Origin of the sequence: Serratia sp. S4 (assembly GCF_000347995.1) — a bacterium.
In the GTDB taxonomy this organism is placed as follows: Bacteria; Pseudomonadota; Gammaproteobacteria; order Enterobacterales; family Enterobacteriaceae; genus Serratia; species Serratia quinivorans.
The window spans coordinates 4,882,720-4,904,336 of sequence record NZ_KB661120.1 but is presented as its reverse complement, the minus strand read 5'-3'; the positions used below and the strand labels follow the sequence as shown (position 1 = coordinate 4,904,336).

Genomic DNA, 21,617 nt, shown 5'->3' with positions numbered 1-21,617 from the left:
GCTGAAATTATCGCTGGCGGCAGCATTGCAGGGGCGTTGTATAATGCACCGGTATCAATCGGGGCGAGCCCCTTACCCTGCTGTCCGTTGGAACCCCTATGCTGCTGCTAATCGATAACTACGATTCTTTTACCTATAACCTTTACCAGTACTTCTGCCAATTAGGCGCCGAAGTGCTGGTGAAGCGTAACGACGAACTGCAACTGGCTGATATCGAAAGGCTGGCCCCGCAGCATTTGGTGATCTCTCCTGGCCCTTGCACCCCGAACGAAGCCGGTATCTCGCTGGCGGCCATTAGGCATTTTGCCGGCAGGCTGCCGATCCTCGGTGTTTGCCTGGGGCACCAGGCACTGGGGCAGGCTTTTGGCGCCAAGGTCGTGCGTGCCCGCGAGGTGATGCATGGCAAGACCTCGGCGATCCGCCATCTCGACAGTGGCGTTTTTCACGGACTGAACAACCCGCTGACCGTGACCCGCTACCACTCGCTGGTGCTTGAAGCCGCGACCTTACCGGACTGTTTTGAAGTGACGGCCTGGAGCGAGCGCGACGGCGTACGCGATGAGATTATGGGGATCCGCCACCGCCAACTGGCGCTGGAAGGGGTGCAGTTCCACCCGGAGAGCATCCTTAGCGAGCAGGGGCACCAGCTGTTGGATAATTTCCTTAAAAGTTAGTCGGTTAGGTTTTTTTTAACCGCGAAGACGATTTGCGTTTGCCCTTTATTGGTTTTTTATGCATATTTTGTGATTATATTTTCACTCAATTGCAACCAAAAGACTGAGTCATATTCAGGGTGGACCACATAATGACCGAAAAAACCGCAGTAAGCCGCAGTACCTTTGATCAGGTTATCCTGCCTGTTTATGCACCCGCGCAGTTTGTTCCGGTCAGGGGCAAAGGCAGCCGCGTGTGGGACAGCCAAGGGAAAGAGTACATTGATTTCTCTGGCGGTATTGCGGTGACGGCGTTAGGGCACTGTCACCCGGCCCTGGTCGAAGCGCTGAAACAGCAGGGCGAAACCCTGTGGCATACCAGCAACGTTTTTACTAACGAGCCGGCGCTGCGGCTGGCCACCAAGTTGATCAACGCCACCTTTGCCGACCGGGTGTTTTTCGCCAACTCCGGCGCAGAGGCTAACGAAGCGGCCTTCAAACTGGCGCGTCATTACGCCATTACCCGCCACAGCCCGTACAAAACCAAAATCATCGCGTTTTATAACGCTTTCCATGGCCGCACGCTGTTCACCGTCTCGGTGGGTGGGCAGGCCAAGTATTCGGATGGTTTTGGGCCAAAACCGGCCGACATTGTGCACGTGCCGTTCAACGATTTGGCGGCGGTGAAAGCAGTGATGGACGACCATACCTGTGCGGTGGTGATGGAGCCAATCCAGGGCGAAGGGGGCATTACTCCGGTTAATGCCGAATTCCTCAAGGGCGTGCGCGAACTGTGCGACAAACACCAGGCACTGCTGGTATTCGACGAAGTGCAAAGCGGCATGGGGCGCAGTGGCAAGCTGTTTGCCTATATGCACTATGGCGTGACGCCGGACATTCTCACCACGGCCAAAGCGCTTGGCGGCGGTTTCCCGGTCAGCGCCATGCTGACCACCGAAGAGATTGCCTCGGTGATGCAGGTCGGTACCCACGGCACCACTTACGGCGGCAACCCGCTGGCCTGTGCGGTGGCGGAAGCGGCGCTGGACGTGATCAATACGCCGGAAGTGCTGAGCGGCATTGAGTTGCGTCATGGGCTATACGTGCAGGCGTTAAAGAAAATTGGCGATAAGTATGGTATTTTCAGCGATATTCGCGGCATGGGCCTGCTGATTGGTGCTGAGTTAACGCCGCAATACCAGGGTAAGGCGCGCGATTTCCTGACCGCAGCTGCCGCACGTGGGCTGATGATCCTCAATGCCGGGCCAAATGTGATCCGCTTTGCCCCTTCGCTGGTGGTGGAGACCCAGGACATCGACCAGGGTATGGCGCTGTTTGAGCTGGCGGTGCAGGACGTGATTAACGCGTAATGCGTTGCATTGATGACAAGGGCGCCAGACGGCGCCCTTATTGATCGCGCAGTTTGCGTTTTAACCAGATGCCGTGGTGTGGGCGTTGGCTCCAGGCCAATGACGAGATGGTATGCATCACGCTCAGGTGTGAAAGAATACGCCGCAGGTGGCGCTCCATTTCGGTCACCGGCATATCAGGGTGCAAATCCGGCGGCTGCATAATGCTGTTGCCACTGCTCGGCCCGTCGTACTCCAGCCGTTGCTGGCAGCTCTGCAGCGCGATCTCGCAAGATTGCAGATACTCCTCCGCCAGTTTTGGCGTCAGCATATAGTGCTCGCGCGCCAGGATAGTCATCGCATTCAGATGCTCGACAATAAACTGGCTGTGCGTCACCCACAGGCGCATATCCGCCAGATAGTTCGATTCAAACCCCGGCTCCTGCATCGCCTGATTCAGTGAGGTGAATAACGCGTTGTGCGCCTGATTGACCTGCATGCGTGCGTAGGCCAGTGCACTGGGATCCGGCTCTTGCTCTTCCAGCAACAAACGTAATGCCTGCTGATCGTTCTCCAGCGCCTGATGGGCATTCTTGCGCAGCAGCCCGCTTTGCCACTGCGGCCACAGCCAAATGGTACTGCCGAACACCAGCACGCAGCCAATCAGGGTGTCGATCAGACGCGGTACCAGGAAATTCGTGCCGTTCAGCGCCAGTAATTGCAGGGTATAGACCGCCGTCACCGTAAAACCAATCACCGCCAATCCGTAATTTTTACGTGACACCATATAGGCCAGCAGCGTAATCACCAGCATCACGCTCAGGGTTTCGGCCTCGGGCAGTTGTAATTGCAGCAGACCGGCGGCGATCACCAGCCCGGCCAAAGTACCGAGCGCACGGTGCTGGATGCGCACCCGGGTGGCGTTGTAGCCGTTCTGGCTCACCAGCATGATGGTGAGCAGGATCCAGTAGGGTTTCGGCAGGTTGAAAATCATCCCCAGGCTACTGCCTGCCGCCAGCGTGACGCCTAATCGTGCCGCATTACGCAGGGCATTGGATTTGAACGACAGATAACTGACCAGCGCCGGCCAAAAAGGCAGGCGGTTTTGATTGGCCATCAGGTCACGCCGGTAGAGTGGATGCTGGGTACGCAGCAGGCGGGCGATGCGGCTGAAGTGGTAGTAGCAGAACTGACCTACCGGATTATCCGGGTGCTGTGCCGCCACTTTTTCCAATGCTGCCAGTTCATTGCCCATATTGAAGCGCTGCGAATGCTGGTGGTAGAGAATATCGTGCGCCACCGTGCGTAGCCGGCCGGCAATCACCTGTGCGTTGCGGCGGATAATCGCTTCGGCCTGGCTCTGTTCCACCAGCTTTTGTACCTCTTCCGGCAGGTGCAGGCTGACGGTGATGTGTTCCTGCAAATCCAGCGCGACCTGGAAGGTGCGTTGCAGACGTTTTTGCTCGAGGTTACTGGCGTGCGGCAGAAAGTTTAGCTGCTGATACAGCAGGGTGATCAGGTCCATCACCTTTTGCTGACGAACCAACAACGGCGGTAACGCGGTCTGTGGATCAGTATGCTGGGTCAGCAGTGAGTATTTGGCCTCGAAGTAGTCCGCCAACTCCAGATAGAGCTGATTGAGCGACTCGCGCATCGGCTGCTCTTTCCACAGTTTGAACCAGAACCAGGTGAACAGCCCGTACCAGGCGGTGCCGACCACATATAACAGCGGCGCATGCCAAAGTGGTACTGAACCGGCCATGCTGAGGGAGAAGATGGCGGCAACCAGCGCAGCGGGCAGCAGACGGGCGTGTAACGGGCTGATTTCACCGCTGACGCCGAGCAGCAGCGCCAGGCCGAGCATCAGTATCGGCAGCGGCAACTGCCATAACAGGGCTTGCTGCAGTAACAAACTGCTGAGTGCGAACAGTGAACCGCCGACGATCAGGCGTTTGAAAAAACGTTTGTGAGGCGTGTCCAGCCCGGCGATGTTACAGCAGGCGGGAACCAGGGAAAATAACAGGCCGTATTGCAGTTGGCCGATCAGCAGGCCAAGCAGTACCGGCAGGCAAAGCACCAGCGTTTGCCGCAGTGCGTAATTAACTTCCGGGTGGTAGATCAGTCGGCGCCACATGATGACTCGGGGCATAAAAAAACGGCGCGAATCATCGCGCCGTTTTTTCAGTAATTAACGCGTGCCGTAAACGACAATAGTTTTGCCGTGGGCGGAGATCAGGTTTTGATCTTCCAGCATTTTCAGAATACGACCCACGGTTTCACGTGAGCAACCGACGATCTGGCCAATTTCCTGGCGGGTAATTTTAATCTGCATACCATCCGGGTGGGTCATGGCATCAGGCTGTTTCGCCAGGTTCAGCAGGGTTTGCGCGATGCGACCCGTAACGTCCAGGAAAGCAAGGTTACCCACTTTCTCAGATGTGATCTGCAGACGGTTTGCCATCTGAGCTGACAGGCGCATCAGGATGTCCGGGTTAACCTGAATCAACTGGCGGAATTTCTTATAGGAAATTTCAGCCACTTCACAGGCGGTTTTCGCCCTAACCCAGGCGCTACGCTCCTGACCTTCTTCAAATAATCCAAGCTCGCCGATGAAATCCCCCTGGTTAAGGTAGGACAGGATCATCTCTTTACCTTCTTCATCCTTAATCAGCACCGCGACGGAGCCTTTGACGATGTAGTAAAGCGTTTCGGCCTTTTCACCTTGGTGAATCAGCGTACTTTTGGATGGATATTTGTGGATATGGCAATGAGACAGGAACCATTCGAGAGTAGGGTCTGTTTGCGGTTTGCCGAGAACCATTCGCTGTTATCCTCTGTTGTTATCGCTGCCTTGTGTCACAGGGGTCAGAGTTCCCTGTAAAACGTGCTGTCGCCGTTCTTTTAATGGTGGCTGGCAGCAGGTTTTGAGGCGTGTCATAAATATACGCTGTCGCCCTAGCATATTAACTTGCCGGGAGAGCTGCAAGCTACATTCTGTTAACATACCGGTAAAGGAGCCTTTCCCTGGGAGTTTCCCTGAAATCAGTGTCCCGGAAAGATTTATTGCGGCTCTGTTTGTAGCACAGAGTGAGGCGGGTGTCTTGTGTTGTCTCGCTTCAGCATGATTAGCATCAGGTTCCGTTGCCAGTTTCTATGCGAAAGCGTAGTCTGATTTTAAGAAATTAACCGGAGTGACCAGTATGCAGGCAAGAGTTAAGTGGGTGGAAGGGTTGACGTTTCTGGGCGAATCCGCGTCTGGCCATCAGGTGCTGATGGACGGCAACGCCGGGGATAAAGCCCCCAGCCCAATGGAAATGGTACTGATGTCGGTGGGCGGTTGCAGCGCGATAGATGTGGTGTCGATCCTGCAAAAAGGACGTAACGACGTGCGCGACTGCGAGGTGAAATTAACCTCCGAGCGGCGTGAGGAGGCACCACGACTGTTTACCCATATCAACCTGCATTTCATCGTCACCGGTAAAGATTTAAGTGACAAAATTGTTGAGCGCGCGGTGAATCTTTCCGCCGAGAAATACTGTTCGGTGTCATTGATGCTGAGCAAGGCCGCCAGCGTGACCCACAGCTTTGAGATCCGCGCAGTGTCCTGACGGATAAAGGAGCGCGGCTTGTTGCCGCGCTCCGGTAAGCTATTCGATTTTTTTGCCTTCCAGCAGTTGCTGCACCAGCGGCGCCATAATCAACTCCATCGCCAGCCCCATTTTGCCGCCCGGCACCACCAGCGTATTGATATGCGAGATAAAAGAACCCTGCAGCATCGCCAGCAGATAAGGGAAATCGATCTGATCCAGGCCGCGGAAGTGGATCACCACAAAGCTCTCGTCCAGTGAGGGGATCGCCTTGGCGGCGAACGGGTTGGAGGTATCTACCGTCGGCACCCGCTGGAAGTTGATATGGGTGCGGGAAAACTGCGGCGTGATGTAGTTGATGTAGTCTTCCATCGAACGTACCACCGAATCCATCACCGCTTCACGAGAGTGGCCGCGCTCGCCGGTATCGCGGATTAACTTTTGGATCCATTCCAGGTTAACGATAGGCACCACCCCGACCAGCAAATCGACATGCTTGGCCACGTCGTTGTGCTCGGTCACTACGCCGCCGTGCAGCCCTTCATAAAACAGCACGTCGGTCGGTGCCGGTAAGGCTTCCCACGGGGTAAAGGTACCAGGTACCTGGTTATAGGGCACCGCTTCATCGTAGGTGTGCAGATACTTGCGAGAACGGCCGGTGCCGTTGGTGCCGTACTCGCTAAAGCTTTGTTGCAGCAGGCCAAAGTCGTTGGCCTCGGGGCCGAAATAGCTGATATGACGGCCAAGATCGCGCGCTTTGCGGATCGCCGCGTCCATTTCCGGCCGGGTATAGCGATGGAAACTGTCGCCTTCCAGCTCCGCGGCGCGGATGTTCAACTGCTGAAAGATTTTACGGAACGCCACGCTGGTGGTGGTGGTGCCGGCGCCGCTGGAGCCGGTCACTGCGATAACGGGATGTTTGGCGGACATGGTGATGGGTCACTCCGTGTTTAATGCGCAGGCGTCAGATATCATTATTGGTGTGTTTGACGCCCTTTCGCCAAGGGCAAAATTCCGCGCGTTGGTTTGCAATCCTTCATTGTTACCTGATTTTTTCCGTCAGTCATAGAACCGATAAGCACTAAATTTCTTCTTGTCCGGCGCGGAACTGCCCGCGCGGCATGATGTTGATGGTCTCATGCAGTTCTGACCACACCAGCAGCACCTCGCCGTTTTTCAGTTGGCGGCGCACGTCTTCCACTTTCTGTTCCAGCGAACGTTCATGCTCGCCGTAGTCGGTACCTTCGCGCAGCACAAAGGACTCGATCAGGCTATTGAGGGTCTCGGTTTCCAGTTCTTTCCAGGGGATGATCACTTGGTTGTTTCCAGGTAAGGGGCAAGCCAGGATGGAATACGGTATTCCAGCCACATATGGGGTTTTTTCAATGTGCCGCCGACAAAACCGACGTGACCGCCAAACTCGGTCAATTGATATTCAATATTGTGCGGCAACGTGGCGGTTTCGGGGATCACTTCGTCGGTCATAAAAGGATCGTCCTTGGCATGGATGATCAACAGCGGCGTTTGGATCGACGGTAACAACGGCAGGGCGCTGCAACGGCGGTAATAATCGGTGGCGTCGCTAAAGCCATGGATGCGCGAGGTAATGGCATCATCAAAGTCGCGGATCCGACGCAATGCCTTGAGCTGCGGCAGTTTGAGCGGCAGCGTATCAGGATAGTGCAGCAGTTTGCGGGTGGCGTTTTGTTTCAACTGCCCGAGCAGGTAGTGCTGATAGACCCGCGAGAAGCCTTGATCCATCCGCCACGAACAGGGCTCCAGCATCAGTGGCGCAGAAACCACCACCGCCGCCTGCAGCAGGCTGTCGGCGCCCTGTTGTGCCAGATAACAGGCCAGCATGTTGCCGCCGAGAGAGACGCCAACGGCAGCGGTGGGGGCTTCTCCGTAGGTAGCACGCAGCCACTGGAGGAAGAAGCGTGCATCTTCCGTTTCACCGGAATGGTAGATGCGCTGCTTGCGGTTCGGGACACCGCTGCAACCGCGAAAATGCATTACCACCCCGAGCCAACCCTTTTCACGCCAGGCATTAAGTTGGCCATGGGCATAGGGGCTGTAGAAGTTGCCTTCCAGGCCGTGGAACAGCACCACTCGCGGCTTGCCGCTGGCCTGAGCCGGATCTTCGCTCCAGGCGAGATCGACAAAGTCGCCGTCGGGCAGTTCCAGCCGTTGCCAGTGGGGTTTCAACTGCACGCGGCGACGCATCAGCCGTGGCAGCAGCGTTTGCAGGTGCGGATTACTGGCCCCGGTCAAAGGGCGAAAGGATTCATGCATAACCTGAGTAAAATTCTTATTGGCAACTATTGTGGGATGATTAGTGCGCTGATAGCTTCACTAGCCTGAGTTAACAATAATACTGCAAAAAATGACCTGGGTGAGGAGCGCCCGCCTGATGGATGCGAGTTTATTTCTTTCGATGTTAGGTTTTCTGTGGGTGGCCGCGATCACACCTGGCCCCAACAATATGTTACTGACCACTTCCGGTGCCAACTTTGGCTTTATGCGTTCACTGTTGCTGATGATTGGCATCATGCTCGGCATGCAAAGCATTTTGCTGCTGGTGGCGTTCGGCGTCGGCAGCCTGATTCTGGTTTATCCGGCGCTGCATCTGGTGCTGAAAATTCTCGGTAGCCTGTATCTGCTGTGGCTGGCATGGAAAGTGGCTACCGCCGCTTATGAAAAGCTGGAAACCGACGTGGCTCCGCCCAAACCGATACGGCTCTACCAGGGGTGGCTGCTACAGTTCCTTAATCCCAAAGCCTGGCTGATGGCGCTGGGGGCGGTGGCAAGCTTCAGCCTGGCGGGTGCTCAATACAACGCCTCGATTCTGGCGATCTCACTGGGCATATTCGTGGTGAACATCATTGCCGGCGTGATTTGGTTGGGATTTGGCACGGTGATTGGCCGACTGCTGCGCAGCAAAAAGGCCTGGATCATTTTTAACGTTTCTATGGGGTTGCTCACCGCGGCCTGTGTGTTACTCATCTGGCATTAAGGAATTGCGAATGGCAGAAAATTACTTCCATATTGCGGCCTTCACCGGTAAAGGGTTTCGGGGCAATCCGGCCGGCGTCTGCCTGCTGAAGCAGCCGTTGTCGGTTGCGGAGATGCAGGCTATCGCCAATGAACTGAGCCTGCCGGAAACCAGCTTTGTCTGGGACGATGGCGATATGTCGGCCATCCGTTGGTTTACTCCCCAGCGAGAAGTCGATTTGTGCGGTCATGGCACGCTGGCGGCGGCACACGTGATGTTCAGCGTGGTGAACCCGGCGCTGCAGGATATTCGTTTCCGCTCGGCGAGCGGCGACCTGTACGTTAAACGCGACGCCGAAGATGGCGAACGCCTGGTCCTGGATTTCCCGTCCCGGCCGCCGCAGAAGGTTGTGGAGCCTGAAGGGTTGGCGGCGCTGCTGGGGGCTAATCCGCAGGAAGTGTGGCAGGCCAATGCGCTGTTGGTGGTATTGGAAAACGAAGCGCAGGTCAGGGCATTACAGCCGGATATCCCGGCACTGATTGCCCTGGTCGGCCGGGCAGTGATTGTCAGCGCTCCGGGTGAGGCGGTGGATTTTGTCTCGCGCTATTTTACCCTCGACGGCGGCGAAGATCCGGTGACCGGCTCCGCACACTGCACGCTGATGCCCTACTGGAGCGCACGTCTTGGTCGCCATCAGCTGCACGCCCGGCAGATTTCGGCGCGCGGCGGCGAGTTGTTCTGTGAGCTGAAGGGCGATCGCACCTTGATTGGCGGCTATGCGCACACGTTTTTGCGTGGGGAATTGAGCTTGTAATCAGGCTGAGCCACGCTCAACCAGCCGCCACTCAAGCACTTCATTGCGCGGTGGTTGTTGCGGATTTTTGATTTTTTCCAGCAGCAACTGCACGCTGCGCACGCCGAACTGGTGCATCGGTTGTTCGACGGTGGTCAGCGGTGGCGTGGTGACGGCCCCGAATGGCACGCCGTCAAAGCCCATTACCGCGACATCTTCGGGAATGCGCAATCCCTGTTGGTGCAGGGTGCTCATCGCCCCACCGGCGATCACGTCGGAGATGGTGAATACCGCATCCGGTCGCGGCCCGGCATCCAGCAGGCGAGCCATGGCCAACGCACCGGCGGCATATTCCAACCCCTCGACGTATTCCACCTGACAATAGTCGAATCCGGCTTCGGCCAGCGCCTGTCGATAACCTTGCTCTCGCTGCTGCGAGTAGAGATAGCGCATGTCGCTGTTGATCAGGGCAATACGTCGTCGGCCCCGTGCAGCTAAATAACGCACGCCGGCCCTCGCCGCCTGATGGTTGTCGATGGTGACTGAAGAGGCACGGAACTCGGGATCGCCTTCGCCGCATTGTACCCAGGGAAAATCGCCAATCATTGCGGTCAGGCCGGGCAGGCAACTGACGGCGTCCATGGTAATCACGCCGTCGACCACTTTACCGCTCAGCAGGCTGAGATAGGCGGACTCCCGGGTTGGATTGGATTCGGAGTTGCACAGCAAAATGTGGTAGCCGTGGCGTTCGGCTTCTTCTTCGATACCGCGTACTACCAGGGAACAAAAAGGATTGGTGATACTGGAAACCAGCACCAGCAGCATACGGCTACGCGAAGTGCGTAGCTGACGCGCCAGCAGGTTGGGTTGGTAGTCGCATGCGCGGATCGCCGCCAGTACCTTGTCGCGAGTGGCCGGTTTGACGATTTGCTGGCCGTTCAATACCCGTGAGACCGTCGCGGCAGAGACGCCGGCGAGTTTCGCCACCTTTTCGATCGACATGGTTTGCTGTTCCTTCTGCCCAATTGCCCCGCACAATATGCCCAAGCGCGGCAAAAAGTCTGCGCCTGGCCTCAGGATTGTGATGTGGGTTACAAATTCATCTTATCAGCCCCTTTCACCAGATTAATCAGGTTGCCGAAAAAAAGAAATCGATTACATTTTGCTCATGGTGAAAATGAAATCGATTACATTTTGCGATTTCACGTTATTTCGCTGAACCCATAATCTGAAAAGAGGGGGCGGATGCAGGTGCAACTGAGAGTAGCGGAAAACAGTGATCGCCAGGCGGTCGCACAACTGATTCATCTGTCGACCAATGCCTGGTATCAACGCCACGGCATGGGCGCCATCTTTTCCGCAGCACCGACCAGCTGCGGGCTGTTTGTTGACGTCTATCGCCATCTGGATCCCGGACAGCACTGGGTTGCGCACGATGAACAGGGCGTGCTGTGCGGTTCCTGCTTCTTTCACCTGCGTGAAACTCATCTCGGGCTGGGCATCATGAATGTACATCCCGACTACTTTGGTCGTGGTATCGCCGTGCAGCTGATGGCGAAAGCCGACGAACTGGCGGGATCGCTACCTATACGCCTGATTTCCAGCGCGTTAAATCTGGACTCCTACGCGTTGTACCACCGTGCCGGCTTCACGCCCTATGCGATTTATCAGGATATGGCGATCCCGGTGCCGGTAGAGGGATTTTCCTTCCCCAGTCTGACGCGCGGCAGAGTGCGCGCCGCCCAGCCAGATGATCTGCCCGGCATCCTGCAGTTGGAACGAATGCTGTTGGGCATCGAACGTCGGCGCGATATTGACTACTTCCTCAATGACGCCAGCGGGCTATGGCGCACTGCCGTGTGGGAACTTGACGGCAGCATGGGCGGTTATCTGGCTTCGGTGGCGCATCCGGCTTCCCGCCTGTTGGGGCCGGGCTGTAGCCACAGCGAAGAGATTGCCCTGGAGTTGATCGGTTGGATGCTGGATCGCCACCATCGCGGTACCACGCCTGTGGTGCTGGTACCGGCGCAACGTTCCGCCCTCAGCCAGGTGCTGTTGCAGTGGGGCGGGCGGATTTGTGAATTGCATTTGGCGCAGGTGAAAGGCCGTGCGCTACAACCCGGCGGTGTGGTTATGCCGTCCTTCCTGCCGGAAAGCGGTTAGACAACACCACAACAAGACCAATGGGGGAATTATGCAAACTGACAGCGCGGTCCTGGGGACCAAAAGCGTCACATTCAAATGGGTGGTGCCGCGGTTGGCACTGATGATGTTTCTGCAGTTCTTTGTGTGGGGGGCGTGGTACGTCACGCTCGGCGTAGTGATGGGTAAGTTCGGCCTGGCGGCGATCATCGGCGATGCTTACTCGACCGGGCCGATCGCTTCGATTCTGTCACCGTTTGTGCTGGGCATGCTGGTCGATCGCTTCTTCGCCTCGCAGAAGGTGCTGGGGGTACTGCATCTGATCGGTGCCGGGTTGTTGTGGCTGATGCCCGGCTTCTTCAGCAGTGGACAGAGCGGCCTGTTGTGGATCATTTTCGGTTATATGTTGTGTTATATGCCGACTATCGCTCTCAGCAACAACGTGGCGTTTTATAGCCTGAGCAACAGCGAAAAAGCCTTTCCTGTGGTGCGGGCGTTCGGCACCTTTGGCTGGATTGTCGCTGGGCTGATCGTCGGTGCCAGCGGATTGTCAGACAGTACCGGTATTTTCACACTGGCGGCGGTGGCCTCGTTGATGTTGGCCATTTACAGCTTCACCTTGCCACACACCCCGGCACCGGAACGCGGCAAACCGATAAAAATGCGTGACCTGCTGTGTGCCGATGCTTTCGCCATGCTCAAGCAGCGGCACTTCCTGGTGTTTATCATCTGCGCGACGCTGATCTCTATCCCGCTGGCGGCCTACTATGCCTATGCCGCGCCTTTCATCGCGGCGACCGGTTTCAGCAATGTCGGCGGGGTGATGTCGCTGGGGCAGATGTCCGAACTGTTCTTTATGCTGCTGATCCCGTTTCTGTTTGTACGGCTGGGCATCAAGGTGATGCTGTTGATTGGCATGTTGGCGTGGTTCCTGCGCTACGTGATGTTTGCGCTGGGGATTACCGAAGAACTGCGCTGGATGATTTACCTCGGCATCATTCTGCACGGTATGTGCTACGACTTCTTTTTCGTGATCGGTTTTATCTACACCGACAAGGTGGCCGGTGACAAGGTCAAGGGCCAGGCCCAGAGTCTGCTGGTGTTGTTCACCTATGGTCTGGGCATGTTGATCGGTTCGCAAATCAGCGGTGCACTGTTCAATCGTTTGGTGACGGCGGAAGGGGCGGCAGCGCTGCCACAGTGGCAGAGTTTCTGGTGGTATCCGGCCATCGGTGCGCTGGCGATCGCGGCACTGTTCTTCTTCACCTTCAATTACCGGGAAATCCCGCAGGGGGAGAAACGCGATGACTGATTTGCGTGTGCTGGTGGTGGGCTGCGGCAATATGGGGGCTTCACATGCTGAAGCCTATCACGATATGGACGGCGTCGAGATTTGCGGCTTGGTGGCGCGCGGTGATTCGCGGCATCGGCTCAATACCCGGTTGGGGGGCGGTTACCCGGTGTTCAGTGATTTCGCCCAGGCGCTGACGGTGACGCGTCCGGATGCGGTTTGCCTGACCACCTGGCCAGATACCCATGAAGCCTACGCGTTGGCGGCGCTGGCTGCCGGTTGCCATCTGTTCATTGAAAAACCGCTCGCCACTACCCTGGTCGGTGCGGAGAGAGTGATTGCCGCCGCGCGGGCCGCCGGGCGGCAACTGGTGGTCGGCTATATTCTGCGTCACCATCCGTCATGGCAACAATTTGTCGAATTGGCCCGTGACCTGGGCAAACCGCTGGTGATGCGCATGAACCTCAATCAACAGAGTCACGGTGCGATGTGGGATGTGCACCGCAATTTGATGCAGTCGCTGTCGCCGATTGTCGACTGTGGCGTGCATTACCTTGACGTGATGTGCCAGATGACCCAGTCGGAGCCGGTCAGCGTCAGCGCCATCGGAGCACGACTGAGTGAGGAGCTGCCGCCGGAAATGTACAACTATGGCCAGTTACAGGTGCGTTTTGCCGATGGCTCCGTTGGCTGGTACGAAGCCGGCTGGGGGCCGATGATCAGCGAAACCGCCTACTTCGTCAAAGACGTGATTGGACCGCGTGGCTCAGTCTCGATCGTCGTGCGGCAGGCGGATGCGGATTCAGATAACGTCGACGGCCACACCCGTACCGACTCGTTGCGTATCCACAGCGCGGCGTTGGATAGCACTAATCAGTTTCTCCAGTCGGACCGCTGGATTGACTGTCAGGACGAACCGGACCATTTGGCGCTGTGCCTGAGCGAGCAGCGCTATTTTCTTCAGGCGATCCAGGACGGGTTGGATCTCGACCGGCATTGGCAGGATGCCCTGAACAGCCTGCGGGTGGTACTGGCGGCAGACGAAGCGGTGCGCAGCCGGCAAACAGTAATGTTAGGGAGGTCATCAGCATGAAAACCATTCAGGGGCCGGGGCTGTTTCTGGCCCAGTTTATCGGCCCGCAGGCGCCGTTTGATTCGCTGGACGGGGTGGCCGGTTGGGCCGCCGGGCTGGGGTTTAAAAGCCTGCAGATCCCGACCACGTCTGCCACTATTTTTGATCTCAAGCGGGCGTCCCACAGTCAGGAGTATTGTGACGAGGTGCGCGCGTTGCTGGCGGGGCACGGCCTGACGATCTCCGAGTTATCCACCCATTTGCAGGGGCAACTGGTGGCGGTGCATCCGGCTTACGATCCGGCTTTTGACGGCTTTGCTCCGGTTCAGGTGCGCGGCAATTCTCAGGCCCGGCAAGCATGGGCAACGGAGCAATTGCTGATGGCAGCACAGGCATCGCAGCGGTTGGGATTAGCCGCACACGTGACTTTTTCTGGCGCGCTGGCCTGGCCCTATTTTTACCCCTGGCCACCGCACAATGCGCTGTTGCTGGAGGAAGCCTTCGGGCAACTGGCACAGCGTTGGCGGCCGATCCTCGATGCTTTTGACGACGTCGGTGTCGACCTTTGCTATGAACTGCACCCAGGGGAGGATCTGCATGACGGTGTGACCTTTGAGCGCTTTCTGCGGCAGGTTGGCAATCACCCGCGTTGCCATATCCTGTATGACCCCAGCCATCTGCATTTGCAGCAGATGGACTATCTTGGCTTTATTGATGTTTATCACCCGCGCATTCGGGCGTTTCACGTCAAGGATGCTGAATATCGGCCCAATGCTCGCAGCGGCGTGTACGGCGGTTATCAGCCGTGGCTGGAAAGACCCGGACGCTTTCGTTCACTCGGCGATGGGCAGATCGACTTCCCGGCCATTTTCAGCAAGCTGGCGCAGTACGATTTTCCCGGCTGGGCCACGCTGGAGTGGGAGTGCTGTCTGAAATCGCCGGAGGCCGGTGCGCGGGAAGGGGCTGAGTTTATCGCCCGCCATATTATTCCGGTCGCTGAGAGGGCGTTTGATGATTTTGCCGCCGTCGGCGGTGAACGCAAACAGGTCAGACAGATGTTGGGTATGGGAGAGCAACCATGAGATTACGCTTGGGGATGGTCGGCGGTGGCGAAGGGGCCTTTATCGGCGCAGTGCATCGTCTGGCGGCGCGGATGGACGATGAGTTTGAGCTGGTAGCCGGGGCTTTCTCTGCTGATTGGGAAAATTGTCGCCGCACCGGCGAACGGCTACACCTCGACCCACAGCGCTGCTATCACGATTTTAAGCAGATGGCGCAGGCAGAGGCGGCGCGCGAAAACGGCATCGATGTGGTGGCTATCGTCACCCCCAATTATCTGCATGCGCCGGTGGCGACCGCGTTTCTTAACGCCGGCATCGACGTCATCTGCGACAAGCCTCTGTGCAACAGCTATGCCGAGGCGTTGCAGTTGGCCGAGACGGTGCAGCGTAGCGGAAAGCAGCTGATATTGACCCATAACTACAGTGCCTATCCGTTGGTGCGCGAGGCGCGTAGTCGGGTATTAGCCGGTGAATTGGGGGCGATCCGCTTTATCGAGGTGGAGTATTTGCAAGAATGGCTGGCGCAGCCGCTGGAACTGACCGACAACAAGCAGGCTGGCTGGCGTTCCCAGCCAGAAAAGGCCGGGGCCGGCTGTATTGGTGATGTGGGTACCCATGCCTGGCAGTTGGCGCACTTTGTCAGCGGCCTGTTGCCGCAGGCGATCAGCGCCGAACTCACTGCGTTTATTGCTGGGCGTCAGGTAGACGACGATGTGCGGGTGCAGATGCGCTACGCCAACGGTGCCAGAGGCCGACTGTGGGCCAGTCAGGTGGCTTGTGGCCATGAGAACGGCCTGCGGTTGAGAGTCTATGGTAGCGACGGCAGCCTGGAGTTTTGTCAGGAACAATCGAATCAGCTGTGGATGCGGCCCCGGGATGCGCCAGCCTATTGCATAACCCGCGCCTCTTCATTCCAGTATGTGGAGAACCGTTCACTGGCACGGGTACCGGCAGGGCATCCTGAAGGCTATCTGGAAGGATTTGGTCAGATTTACCGCGAGGCGGCGGCACGATTGCGGGATGGGCCGCAGGCGGCTCCCCTGTTACCGGGGATTGAGACCGGGGTGCAGGGCATGGCATTTATCGATGCTGCCCAACGTAGCAGTGCTGCCGGCGGGCAATGGATCGACCTGAATTAATTTATATTCCCATAAGTAATAACGCAGTTTTTTTTATTCTTTTATAGCTCGTCACCGCTCAGATAAAACTGTCAGCAACTGAACAGACTTTTATCAACGGAGCGATCATGGCGAGCAAACACTTTTCATTACGCGGCGCGGCACTGCTGGTGTTATCACTTGCTGCGGCTAACGCCTATGCGGTGGACGTGACCGTGGCGTACCAGACTTCGGCGGAACCCGCCAAGGTGGCGCAGGCGGAAAACAGCTTCGCCAAACAGTCCGGTGCCACCGTTGACTGGCGTAAATTCGACAGCGGCTCCAGCGTGCTACGCGCGTTGGCCTCCGGTGACGTGCAGATCGGTAATATCGGTTCCAGCCCACTGGCGGTGGCCGCCAGCCAAAAACTCCCTATCGAAGTCTTCCTGATCGCCTCCCAGCTCGGCAGCTCCGAAGCCCTGGTGGTGAAGAAAGAGATCAAAACCCCGCAGGATTTGATCGGCAAGCGAATCGCCGTGCCCTTTATCTCAACCACTCACTACAGCCTGCTAGCCTCTCTGAAGCACTGGGGCATCAAGCCTGAGCAGGTCAAAATTCTCAATCTGCAACCGCCGGCCATTGCCGCTGCCTGGCAGCGCGGTGACATCGACGGAGCCTACGTCTGGGCGCCGGTAGTCAATGAATTAGCCAAGCAGGGCAAGGTACTGACCGATTCCGCCCAGGTTGGGCAATGGGGCGCGCCGACGCTTGACGTCTGGGTGGTGCGCAAGGACTTTGCCGAAAAACACCCGGAAGTGGTGACCGCCTTTGCCGCCAGCGCGTTGAACGCCCAAAAAGCCTATCTGGCGCAGCCGGAGCAGTGGCTGAAGGATAAAGGCAATCTCAACACGCTGTCCCGTTTGAGCGGCGTGCCGGAAGAACAGATACCGGTGCTGGTGAAGGGCAATACCTATTTGCCGGTGGCGGAGCAAATAACCCAACTTGGCCAGCCGGTGGACAAGGCTATCCGCGATACCGCCGAGTTCCTTAAGCAGCAGGGCAAAATTCCGCAGGTCGACGGTGATTACAGTGCCTACGTCACCGATCGCTTTGTGAAACAGGTGCAGGCTGCGCCGCAGTCGTAGGGGAGCAGCATGTTAAACGTTAATCACCTTTCAGCAGAGTATCAGGGGCGCCCTGCGCTGCGCGACGTCTCGTTCCAGATTGACGCCGGGCAACTGGTGGTGGTGCTTGGCCCTTCGGGCTGCGGCAAAACCACGCTGCTGAATTTGATCGCCGGGTTTATCGAGCCTTCAGCTGGCAGCATCACGCTTGACGAAGTTCCCGTAAAAGGCCCCGGAGCCGAACGGGGCGTGGTGTTCCAGCATGAAGGTTTACTGCCGTGGCGCAACGTGGTGGATAACGTGGAGTTTGGTCTGCAACTGGCCGGTGTCGGCAAACAGCAGCGACGTCAGGTGGCACAAGAGATGTTGCAACGCGTCGGATTGGCCGGCTATGAGCAGCACTTTATCTGGCAACTCTCCGGCGGCATGCGTCAGCGGGTAGGGATTGCCCGTGCGCTGGCTGCCGATCCGCGCCTGTTGCTGCTGGATGAGCCGTTTGGCGCGCTGGATGCATTTACCCGCGAACAAATGCAGGAACTGCTGTTGACCATTTGGCGGGATACCGGCAAACAGGTGCTGCTGATCACCCACGATATTGAAGAAGCGGTGTTTCTGGCCAGTGAACTGCTGTTGCTGTCGCCGGGACCGGGGCAGGTGGTGGAACGCCTGGCGCTTAACTTCGGCCAACGCTATGCCAACGGCGAGGCGTGCCGTTCGATCAAGTCCGACCCTGAATTTATCGCGCAGCGCGAATATGTGCTGGGCAAAGTCTTCCAACAGCGCGAGGCCTTGCTATGAGCCTGCATTCCGCCCTCAAAGAAGTTGTTCAGCCGCAGGCTGCCGCCCCGACGCGCCGTTTTAGCGTGCCGCGTAACCTCTGGCTAAGCAGTGCCACCCTGCTGGTGGTATTGGCCATCTGGTGGGGCGTGACCGCGCTGAACCTGATCAGCCCGTTATTTCTACCGGCACCGCAGCAGGTACTGCATCAACTGATTACCATCGCCAGCCCGCAAGGCTTTATGGACGCCACGCTATGGCAGCATTTGGCCGCCAGCCTGGGGCGCATTCTGGTGGCGCTGTTGGCGGCGGTGATTATCGGTGTACCGGTGGGTATCGCCATGGGGCTGAATGATACGGTGCGCGGCATTCTCGATCCGTTGATTGAAATTTACCGCCCGGTGCCGCCGCTGGCCTATTTACCGCTGATGGTGATTTGGTTCGGCATTGGCGAAACCTCGAAAATCTTGCTGATTTATCTGGCGATCTTCGCCCCGGTGACATTGTCTGCCGTAGCCGGTGTGCGCAGTGTGGCGCAGGTTCGTGTGCGGGCCGCCCGTGCGCTGGGGGCCAACCGTTGGCAGTTGCTGCGTTTTGTGGTGCTGCCTAGTGCCTTGCCGGAGATTTTAACCGGCATCCGAATTGGGCTGGGGGTCGGTTGGTCGACGCTGGTGGCCGCAGAACTGATCGCCGCCACCCGCGGCCTGGGATTTATGGTGCAATCCGCCGGTGAGTTTCTGGCTACCGACGTGGTGCTGGCCGGTATCGGTGTGATTGCGATTATTGCATTTGGGCTGGAGCTGGGGCTGCGCGCCCTGCAGCGCCGATTGACCCCGTGGCACGGAGTAAACCAATGAACGAACGTTTAAGTATCACCCCGTTGGGGCCTTATATCGGTGCGCTGGTGGAAAACGTTAATCTGGCACGCCCCCTGGGTGATGGCCAATTCGAACAGCTCTACCATGCATTGCTGAAACATCAGGTGCTGTTTCTGCGTAATCAGCCGATCACGCCGTTGCAACAGCGGAATTTGGCCGGTCGCTTCGGCGACCTGCATATTCACCCGGTCTATCCGCAAGCCGCCGATGTGAAAGAGATTATCGTGCTGGATACCCATGACAATAATCCGCCGGACAATGATAACTGGCATACCGACGTGACCTTTATCGAGAATCCGCCGCTGGGGGCGATTCTGGCGGCGAAAACCCTGCCTTCCACCGGCGGCGATACGCTGTGGGCCAGTGGTATTGCGGCCTTTGAAGCGCTGTCTGAGCCGTTCAGGCAACTGTTGGCCGGGCTGAAGGCGGAGCATGATTTCACCAAGTCATTCCCGGAACACAAGCATCGCGGCAGCGAAGAAGAGCGCCAGCGCTGGCAGGTAGCGGTACAGAAAAATCCGCCGTTGCTGCATCCGGTAGTGCGCACGCATCCGGTCAGCGGCCGGCAGGCCCTGTTCGTCAATGAAGGTTTTACGACGCGGATTGTTGATCTGGCACCGAAGGAAAGCGACGCGCTGCTGAACTTTCTGTTCGCCCACATCACCAAGCCGGAGTTTCAGGTGCGCTGGCGTTGGCAGGAAAATGACATTGCCATCTGGGATAACCGCGTGACGCAGCATTACGCCAACGCGGATTATCTGCCGCAGCGGCGCATTATGCACCGCGCGACCATTCTGGGGGACAAGCCTTTCTACAAGGCTTAAAGGTCAAACTCGTTGGTGAACTGTTCCAACTGCTCTTGCGCATCCAGCCAGGTCATTTCCGTTTCTTCCAACGCGGACTTGGCCTGGCTTTGCTGTTGCAGACAAAGCGTCAAATCGGCCTTGCGGCTGATGTCGTACAACGCGGAATCCGCCAGCTTCTCTTCCACCGCCGCCAGTTCGGCACTCAGTTTTTCCATCTGCTGTTCCAGCTTGGCGATCTGCTTGCGCAGCGGCTGAGTCTGGCTGCGGAACTCGGCTTCCCGACGTTTCTGATCTTTACGGGCCTGCGCGCTGTTGGCGTTGTTTTCCTTGTCTGGCGCGTCCTGCTGGTTTTCCTGACGTTGCAGGTCAACCAGCCATTGCTGATAGTCGTCCAAATCGCCGTCGAACACTTCCACCTGGCCATCGTGCACCAGATAGAGATCGTCAGTAGTGGAGCGCAACAGGTGACGGTCGTGCGAGACCACCACTAACGCGCCTTCAAAGTCGATCAGCGCTTCGGTCAGCGCCTGACGCATATCCAGATCCAGGTGGTTGGTCGGTTCATCGAGCAGCAGCAGGTTAGGGCGCTGCCAGACAATCAGCGCCAGCACCAACCGCGCCTTTTCGCCACCGGAGAAACGTTCGGTAATCTCGGTGACCTTATCGCCCTGGAAGCCAAAACCGCCCAAATAGTCGCGCAACTGCTGTTCCAGCACCCGAGGGGCGATGCGGCTCAGATGTTGCAACGGGGATTCGTCGGCGCGCAAGAACTCCAACTGATGCTGGGCGAAGTAACCCAGCTTGATGCCTTTCGCCAGACCAATCTCACCGCTGAGCGGCTCCAGCGAACCGGCCAGCATTTTGATCAGGGTGGATTTACCGGCGCCATTACGGCCCAGCAGACCGATACGTGAGCCGGGTACCAGGTTCAGTTTGATCGAGTTCAGGATCACCTTGTCGCCATAACCGGCGCTGACCTTCTCCATGCGCAGCAGCGGGTTCGGCAGGCTTTCCGGCTGGCGGAAGCTGAAGCTGAACGGGTTATCGACGTGGGCCGGTGCAATCAGCTCCATGCGTTCAAGCATTTTGATACGGCTTTGCGCCTGCTTGGCCTTGGTGGCCTGCGCGCGGAAGCGGTCAATGTAGCTTTGCAGATGCGCCACTTTCTCCTGTTGGTTCTGGTACAGCGCCTGCTGCTGTGCCAGTTTGGTCGAACGTTGACGTTCGAACGAGGAGTAGTTACCGGTATATTCGTTAATGGTTTCTTGTTCGATATGCAGAATCTTATCGACGATCGGATCAAGGAAATCGCGGTCGTGCGAAATCAGCACCAGCGTGCCTGGGTAGCTTTTCAACCAGCGTTCCAGCCAGATCACCGCGTCCAAATCCAGGTGGTTGGTCGGTTCGTCGAGCAGCAGCAGGTCTGAACGACAGACCAACGCTTGTGCCAGGTTAAGGCGCATACGCCAGCCGCCCGAGAAGGCGCGTACCGGATTGAGCAACTGTTCATTGGAAAAGCCCAGGCCGTGCAGCAGGCTGGCGGCGCGTGAACGGATGGTCCAGGCATCAAGGGCATCCAGTTTGCCGTGCAATGTGGCGATGGCGTGGCCGTCGTTTTTATCGTTTGCCACCTGCAATTCGGCTTCAAGCTGGCGGAATTCGCGGTCGCCGTCGATCACATACTCAAGCGCAGGTACGTCCAGCGCCGGTGTTTCCTGATTAACCCAGGCCAGGGCCCAGTTGCTTGGAAAGGTGTAGCTGCCGCCGTCCGCGGCCATCTCGCCCTTCAGCAATGACAGCAACGTGGATTTGCCGCAGCCGTTTTTACCCACCAGGCCGACCTTCTGACCTGGATTAACCGTCGCCGTGGCGTTGTCCAACAGGACGCGGGTGCCGCGTCGGATTTGTAGCGAGGAAAATACAATCATAAAGTGCCGTATGTTCAGAGTATGTTAAATTGAGTGAGTTCTAAGTTAACAGGACGCAGACTGTCCT

General features: G+C 57.5%; 21 protein-coding genes. 14 read left to right on the top strand and 7 right to left on the bottom strand.

What is annotated here, in order from left to right; genetic code table 11:
• Positions 1–98: 98 nt before the first annotated feature.
• Both SERS4_RS0123670 and SERS4_RS0123665 read left to right on the top strand, forming a co-directional pair.
• Positions 99–674, top strand: a complete 576-nt coding sequence (locus tag SERS4_RS0123670) for an aminodeoxychorismate synthase component II (RefSeq protein ID WP_012147260.1) — start codon at positions 99–101, stop codon at positions 672–674.
• Between the two features lie 131 nt (positions 675–805).
• Positions 806–2,023 (top strand): aspartate aminotransferase family protein, encoded by a 1,218-nt coding sequence (locus SERS4_RS0123665; protein ID WP_017894269.1) that lies wholly within the window; start codon positions 806–808, stop codon positions 2,021–2,023.
• A 37-nt stretch (positions 2,024–2,060) separates the two neighbouring features.
• Here the strand turns inward: SERS4_RS0123665 and SERS4_RS0123660 are convergent, their stop codons facing one another.
• Both SERS4_RS0123660 and crp read right to left on the bottom strand, forming a co-directional pair.
• The gene (locus SERS4_RS0123660) at positions 2,061–4,136 is read right to left on the bottom strand and encodes a YccS/YhfK family putative transporter (RefSeq protein WP_017894268.1); all 2,076 of its coding nucleotides are present in this window, start codon (positions 4,134–4,136) and stop codon (positions 2,061–2,063) included.
• Positions 4,137–4,190: 54 nt separating this feature from the next.
• Entirely contained in the window at positions 4,191–4,823 is a 633-nt protein-coding gene (gene crp / locus SERS4_RS0123655; protein ID WP_004718520.1) for a cAMP-activated global transcriptional regulator CRP, read from the bottom strand.
• 379 nt (positions 4,824–5,202) lie between these two features.
• Here crp and SERS4_RS0123650 point away from each other — a divergent pair, with 379 nt between their 5' ends.
• Positions 5,203–5,610, top strand: a complete 408-nt coding sequence (locus SERS4_RS0123650; RefSeq protein WP_012147257.1) for an OsmC family protein — start codon at positions 5,203–5,205, stop codon at positions 5,608–5,610.
• A 39-nt stretch (positions 5,611–5,649) separates the two neighbouring features.
• Here SERS4_RS0123650 and SERS4_RS0123645 read toward each other — a convergent pair whose 3' ends face one another.
• The 3 genes from SERS4_RS0123645 to SERS4_RS0123635 form a co-directional block, all read right to left on the bottom strand.
• Entirely contained in the window at positions 5,650–6,519 is an 870-nt protein-coding gene (locus SERS4_RS0123645; RefSeq protein WP_012147256.1) for a phosphoribulokinase, read from the bottom strand.
• A gap of 151 nt (positions 6,520–6,670) precedes the next feature.
• Complete coding sequence (locus SERS4_RS0123640) at positions 6,671–6,904, bottom strand: YheU family protein (RefSeq protein ID WP_012147255.1); 234 nt, start codon at positions 6,902–6,904, stop codon at positions 6,671–6,673.
• A complete protein-coding gene (locus tag SERS4_RS0123635) occupies positions 6,901–7,881 on the bottom strand; it encodes a hydrolase (RefSeq protein ID WP_017894267.1) in 981 nt (326 codons plus the stop codon). Before SERS4_RS0123635 ends, SERS4_RS0123640 begins: the two co-directional genes overlap by 4 nt.
• A 118-nt stretch (positions 7,882–7,999) precedes the next feature.
• Here SERS4_RS0123635 and SERS4_RS0123630 point away from each other — a divergent pair, with 118 nt between their 5' ends.
• Both SERS4_RS0123630 and SERS4_RS0123625 read left to right on the top strand, forming a co-directional pair.
• Positions 8,000–8,602, top strand: coding sequence for a LysE family translocator (locus tag SERS4_RS0123630; RefSeq protein ID WP_012147253.1), 603 nt, complete (start codon positions 8,000–8,002; stop codon positions 8,600–8,602).
• A gap of 10 nt (positions 8,603–8,612) precedes the next feature.
• A complete protein-coding gene (locus SERS4_RS0123625; protein WP_017894266.1) occupies positions 8,613–9,395 on the top strand; it encodes a PhzF family phenazine biosynthesis protein in 783 nt (260 codons plus the stop codon).
• Here SERS4_RS0123625 and SERS4_RS0123620 read toward each other — a convergent pair whose 3' ends face one another.
• On the bottom strand, positions 9,396–10,376 hold the full coding sequence (locus tag SERS4_RS0123620) for a LacI family DNA-binding transcriptional regulator (RefSeq protein ID WP_012147251.1): 981 nt from the start codon (positions 10,374–10,376) through the stop codon (positions 9,396–9,398).
• 243 nt (positions 10,377–10,619) lie between these two features.
• Between SERS4_RS0123620 and SERS4_RS0123615 the strand changes: the two genes are divergently transcribed.
• From SERS4_RS0123615 to tauD, 9 genes are all read left to right on the top strand, one after another.
• On the top strand, positions 10,620–11,537 hold the full coding sequence (locus SERS4_RS0123615) for a GNAT family N-acetyltransferase (protein WP_017894265.1): 918 nt from the start codon (positions 10,620–10,622) through the stop codon (positions 11,535–11,537).
• Positions 11,538–11,568: 31 nt separating this feature from the next.
• Positions 11,569–12,828, top strand: a complete 1,260-nt coding sequence (locus SERS4_RS0123610; RefSeq protein WP_017894264.1) for an MFS transporter — start codon at positions 11,569–11,571, stop codon at positions 12,826–12,828.
• A complete protein-coding gene (locus SERS4_RS0123605; RefSeq protein ID WP_017894263.1) occupies positions 12,821–13,900 on the top strand; it encodes a Gfo/Idh/MocA family protein in 1,080 nt (359 codons plus the stop codon). Before SERS4_RS0123610 ends, SERS4_RS0123605 begins: the two co-directional genes overlap by 8 nt.
• On the top strand, positions 13,897–14,961 hold the full coding sequence (locus tag SERS4_RS0123600) for a sugar phosphate isomerase/epimerase (RefSeq protein ID WP_017894262.1): 1,065 nt from the start codon (positions 13,897–13,899) through the stop codon (positions 14,959–14,961). The genes SERS4_RS0123605 and SERS4_RS0123600 overlap by 4 nt, the downstream gene beginning before the upstream one ends.
• A complete protein-coding gene (locus SERS4_RS0123595; protein ID WP_017894261.1) occupies positions 14,958–16,079 on the top strand; it encodes a Gfo/Idh/MocA family protein in 1,122 nt (373 codons plus the stop codon). The genes SERS4_RS0123600 and SERS4_RS0123595 overlap by 4 nt, the downstream gene beginning before the upstream one ends.
• A gap of 107 nt (positions 16,080–16,186) precedes the next feature.
• Complete coding sequence (gene tauA, locus SERS4_RS0123590) at positions 16,187–17,182, top strand: taurine ABC transporter substrate-binding protein (protein WP_017894260.1); 996 nt, start codon at positions 16,187–16,189, stop codon at positions 17,180–17,182.
• 9 nt (positions 17,183–17,191) lie between these two features.
• Positions 17,192–17,959, top strand: a complete 768-nt coding sequence (tauB, locus tag SERS4_RS0123585) for a taurine ABC transporter ATP-binding subunit (protein ID WP_017894259.1) — start codon at positions 17,192–17,194, stop codon at positions 17,957–17,959.
• Positions 17,956–18,795, top strand: coding sequence for a taurine ABC transporter permease TauC (tauC, locus tag SERS4_RS0123580; protein WP_012147242.1), 840 nt, complete (start codon positions 17,956–17,958; stop codon positions 18,793–18,795). The genes tauB and tauC overlap by 4 nt, the downstream gene beginning before the upstream one ends.
• On the top strand, positions 18,792–19,640 hold the full coding sequence (gene tauD / locus SERS4_RS0123575; RefSeq protein WP_017894258.1) for a taurine dioxygenase: 849 nt from the start codon (positions 18,792–18,794) through the stop codon (positions 19,638–19,640). Before tauC ends, tauD begins: the two co-directional genes overlap by 4 nt.
• Here the strand turns inward: tauD and SERS4_RS0123570 are convergent.
• A complete protein-coding gene (locus SERS4_RS0123570; RefSeq protein WP_017894257.1) occupies positions 19,637–21,550 on the bottom strand; it encodes an ABC transporter ATP-binding protein in 1,914 nt (637 codons plus the stop codon). The genes tauD and SERS4_RS0123570 overlap by 4 nt on opposite strands.
• Positions 21,551–21,617 lie beyond the last annotated feature (67 nt).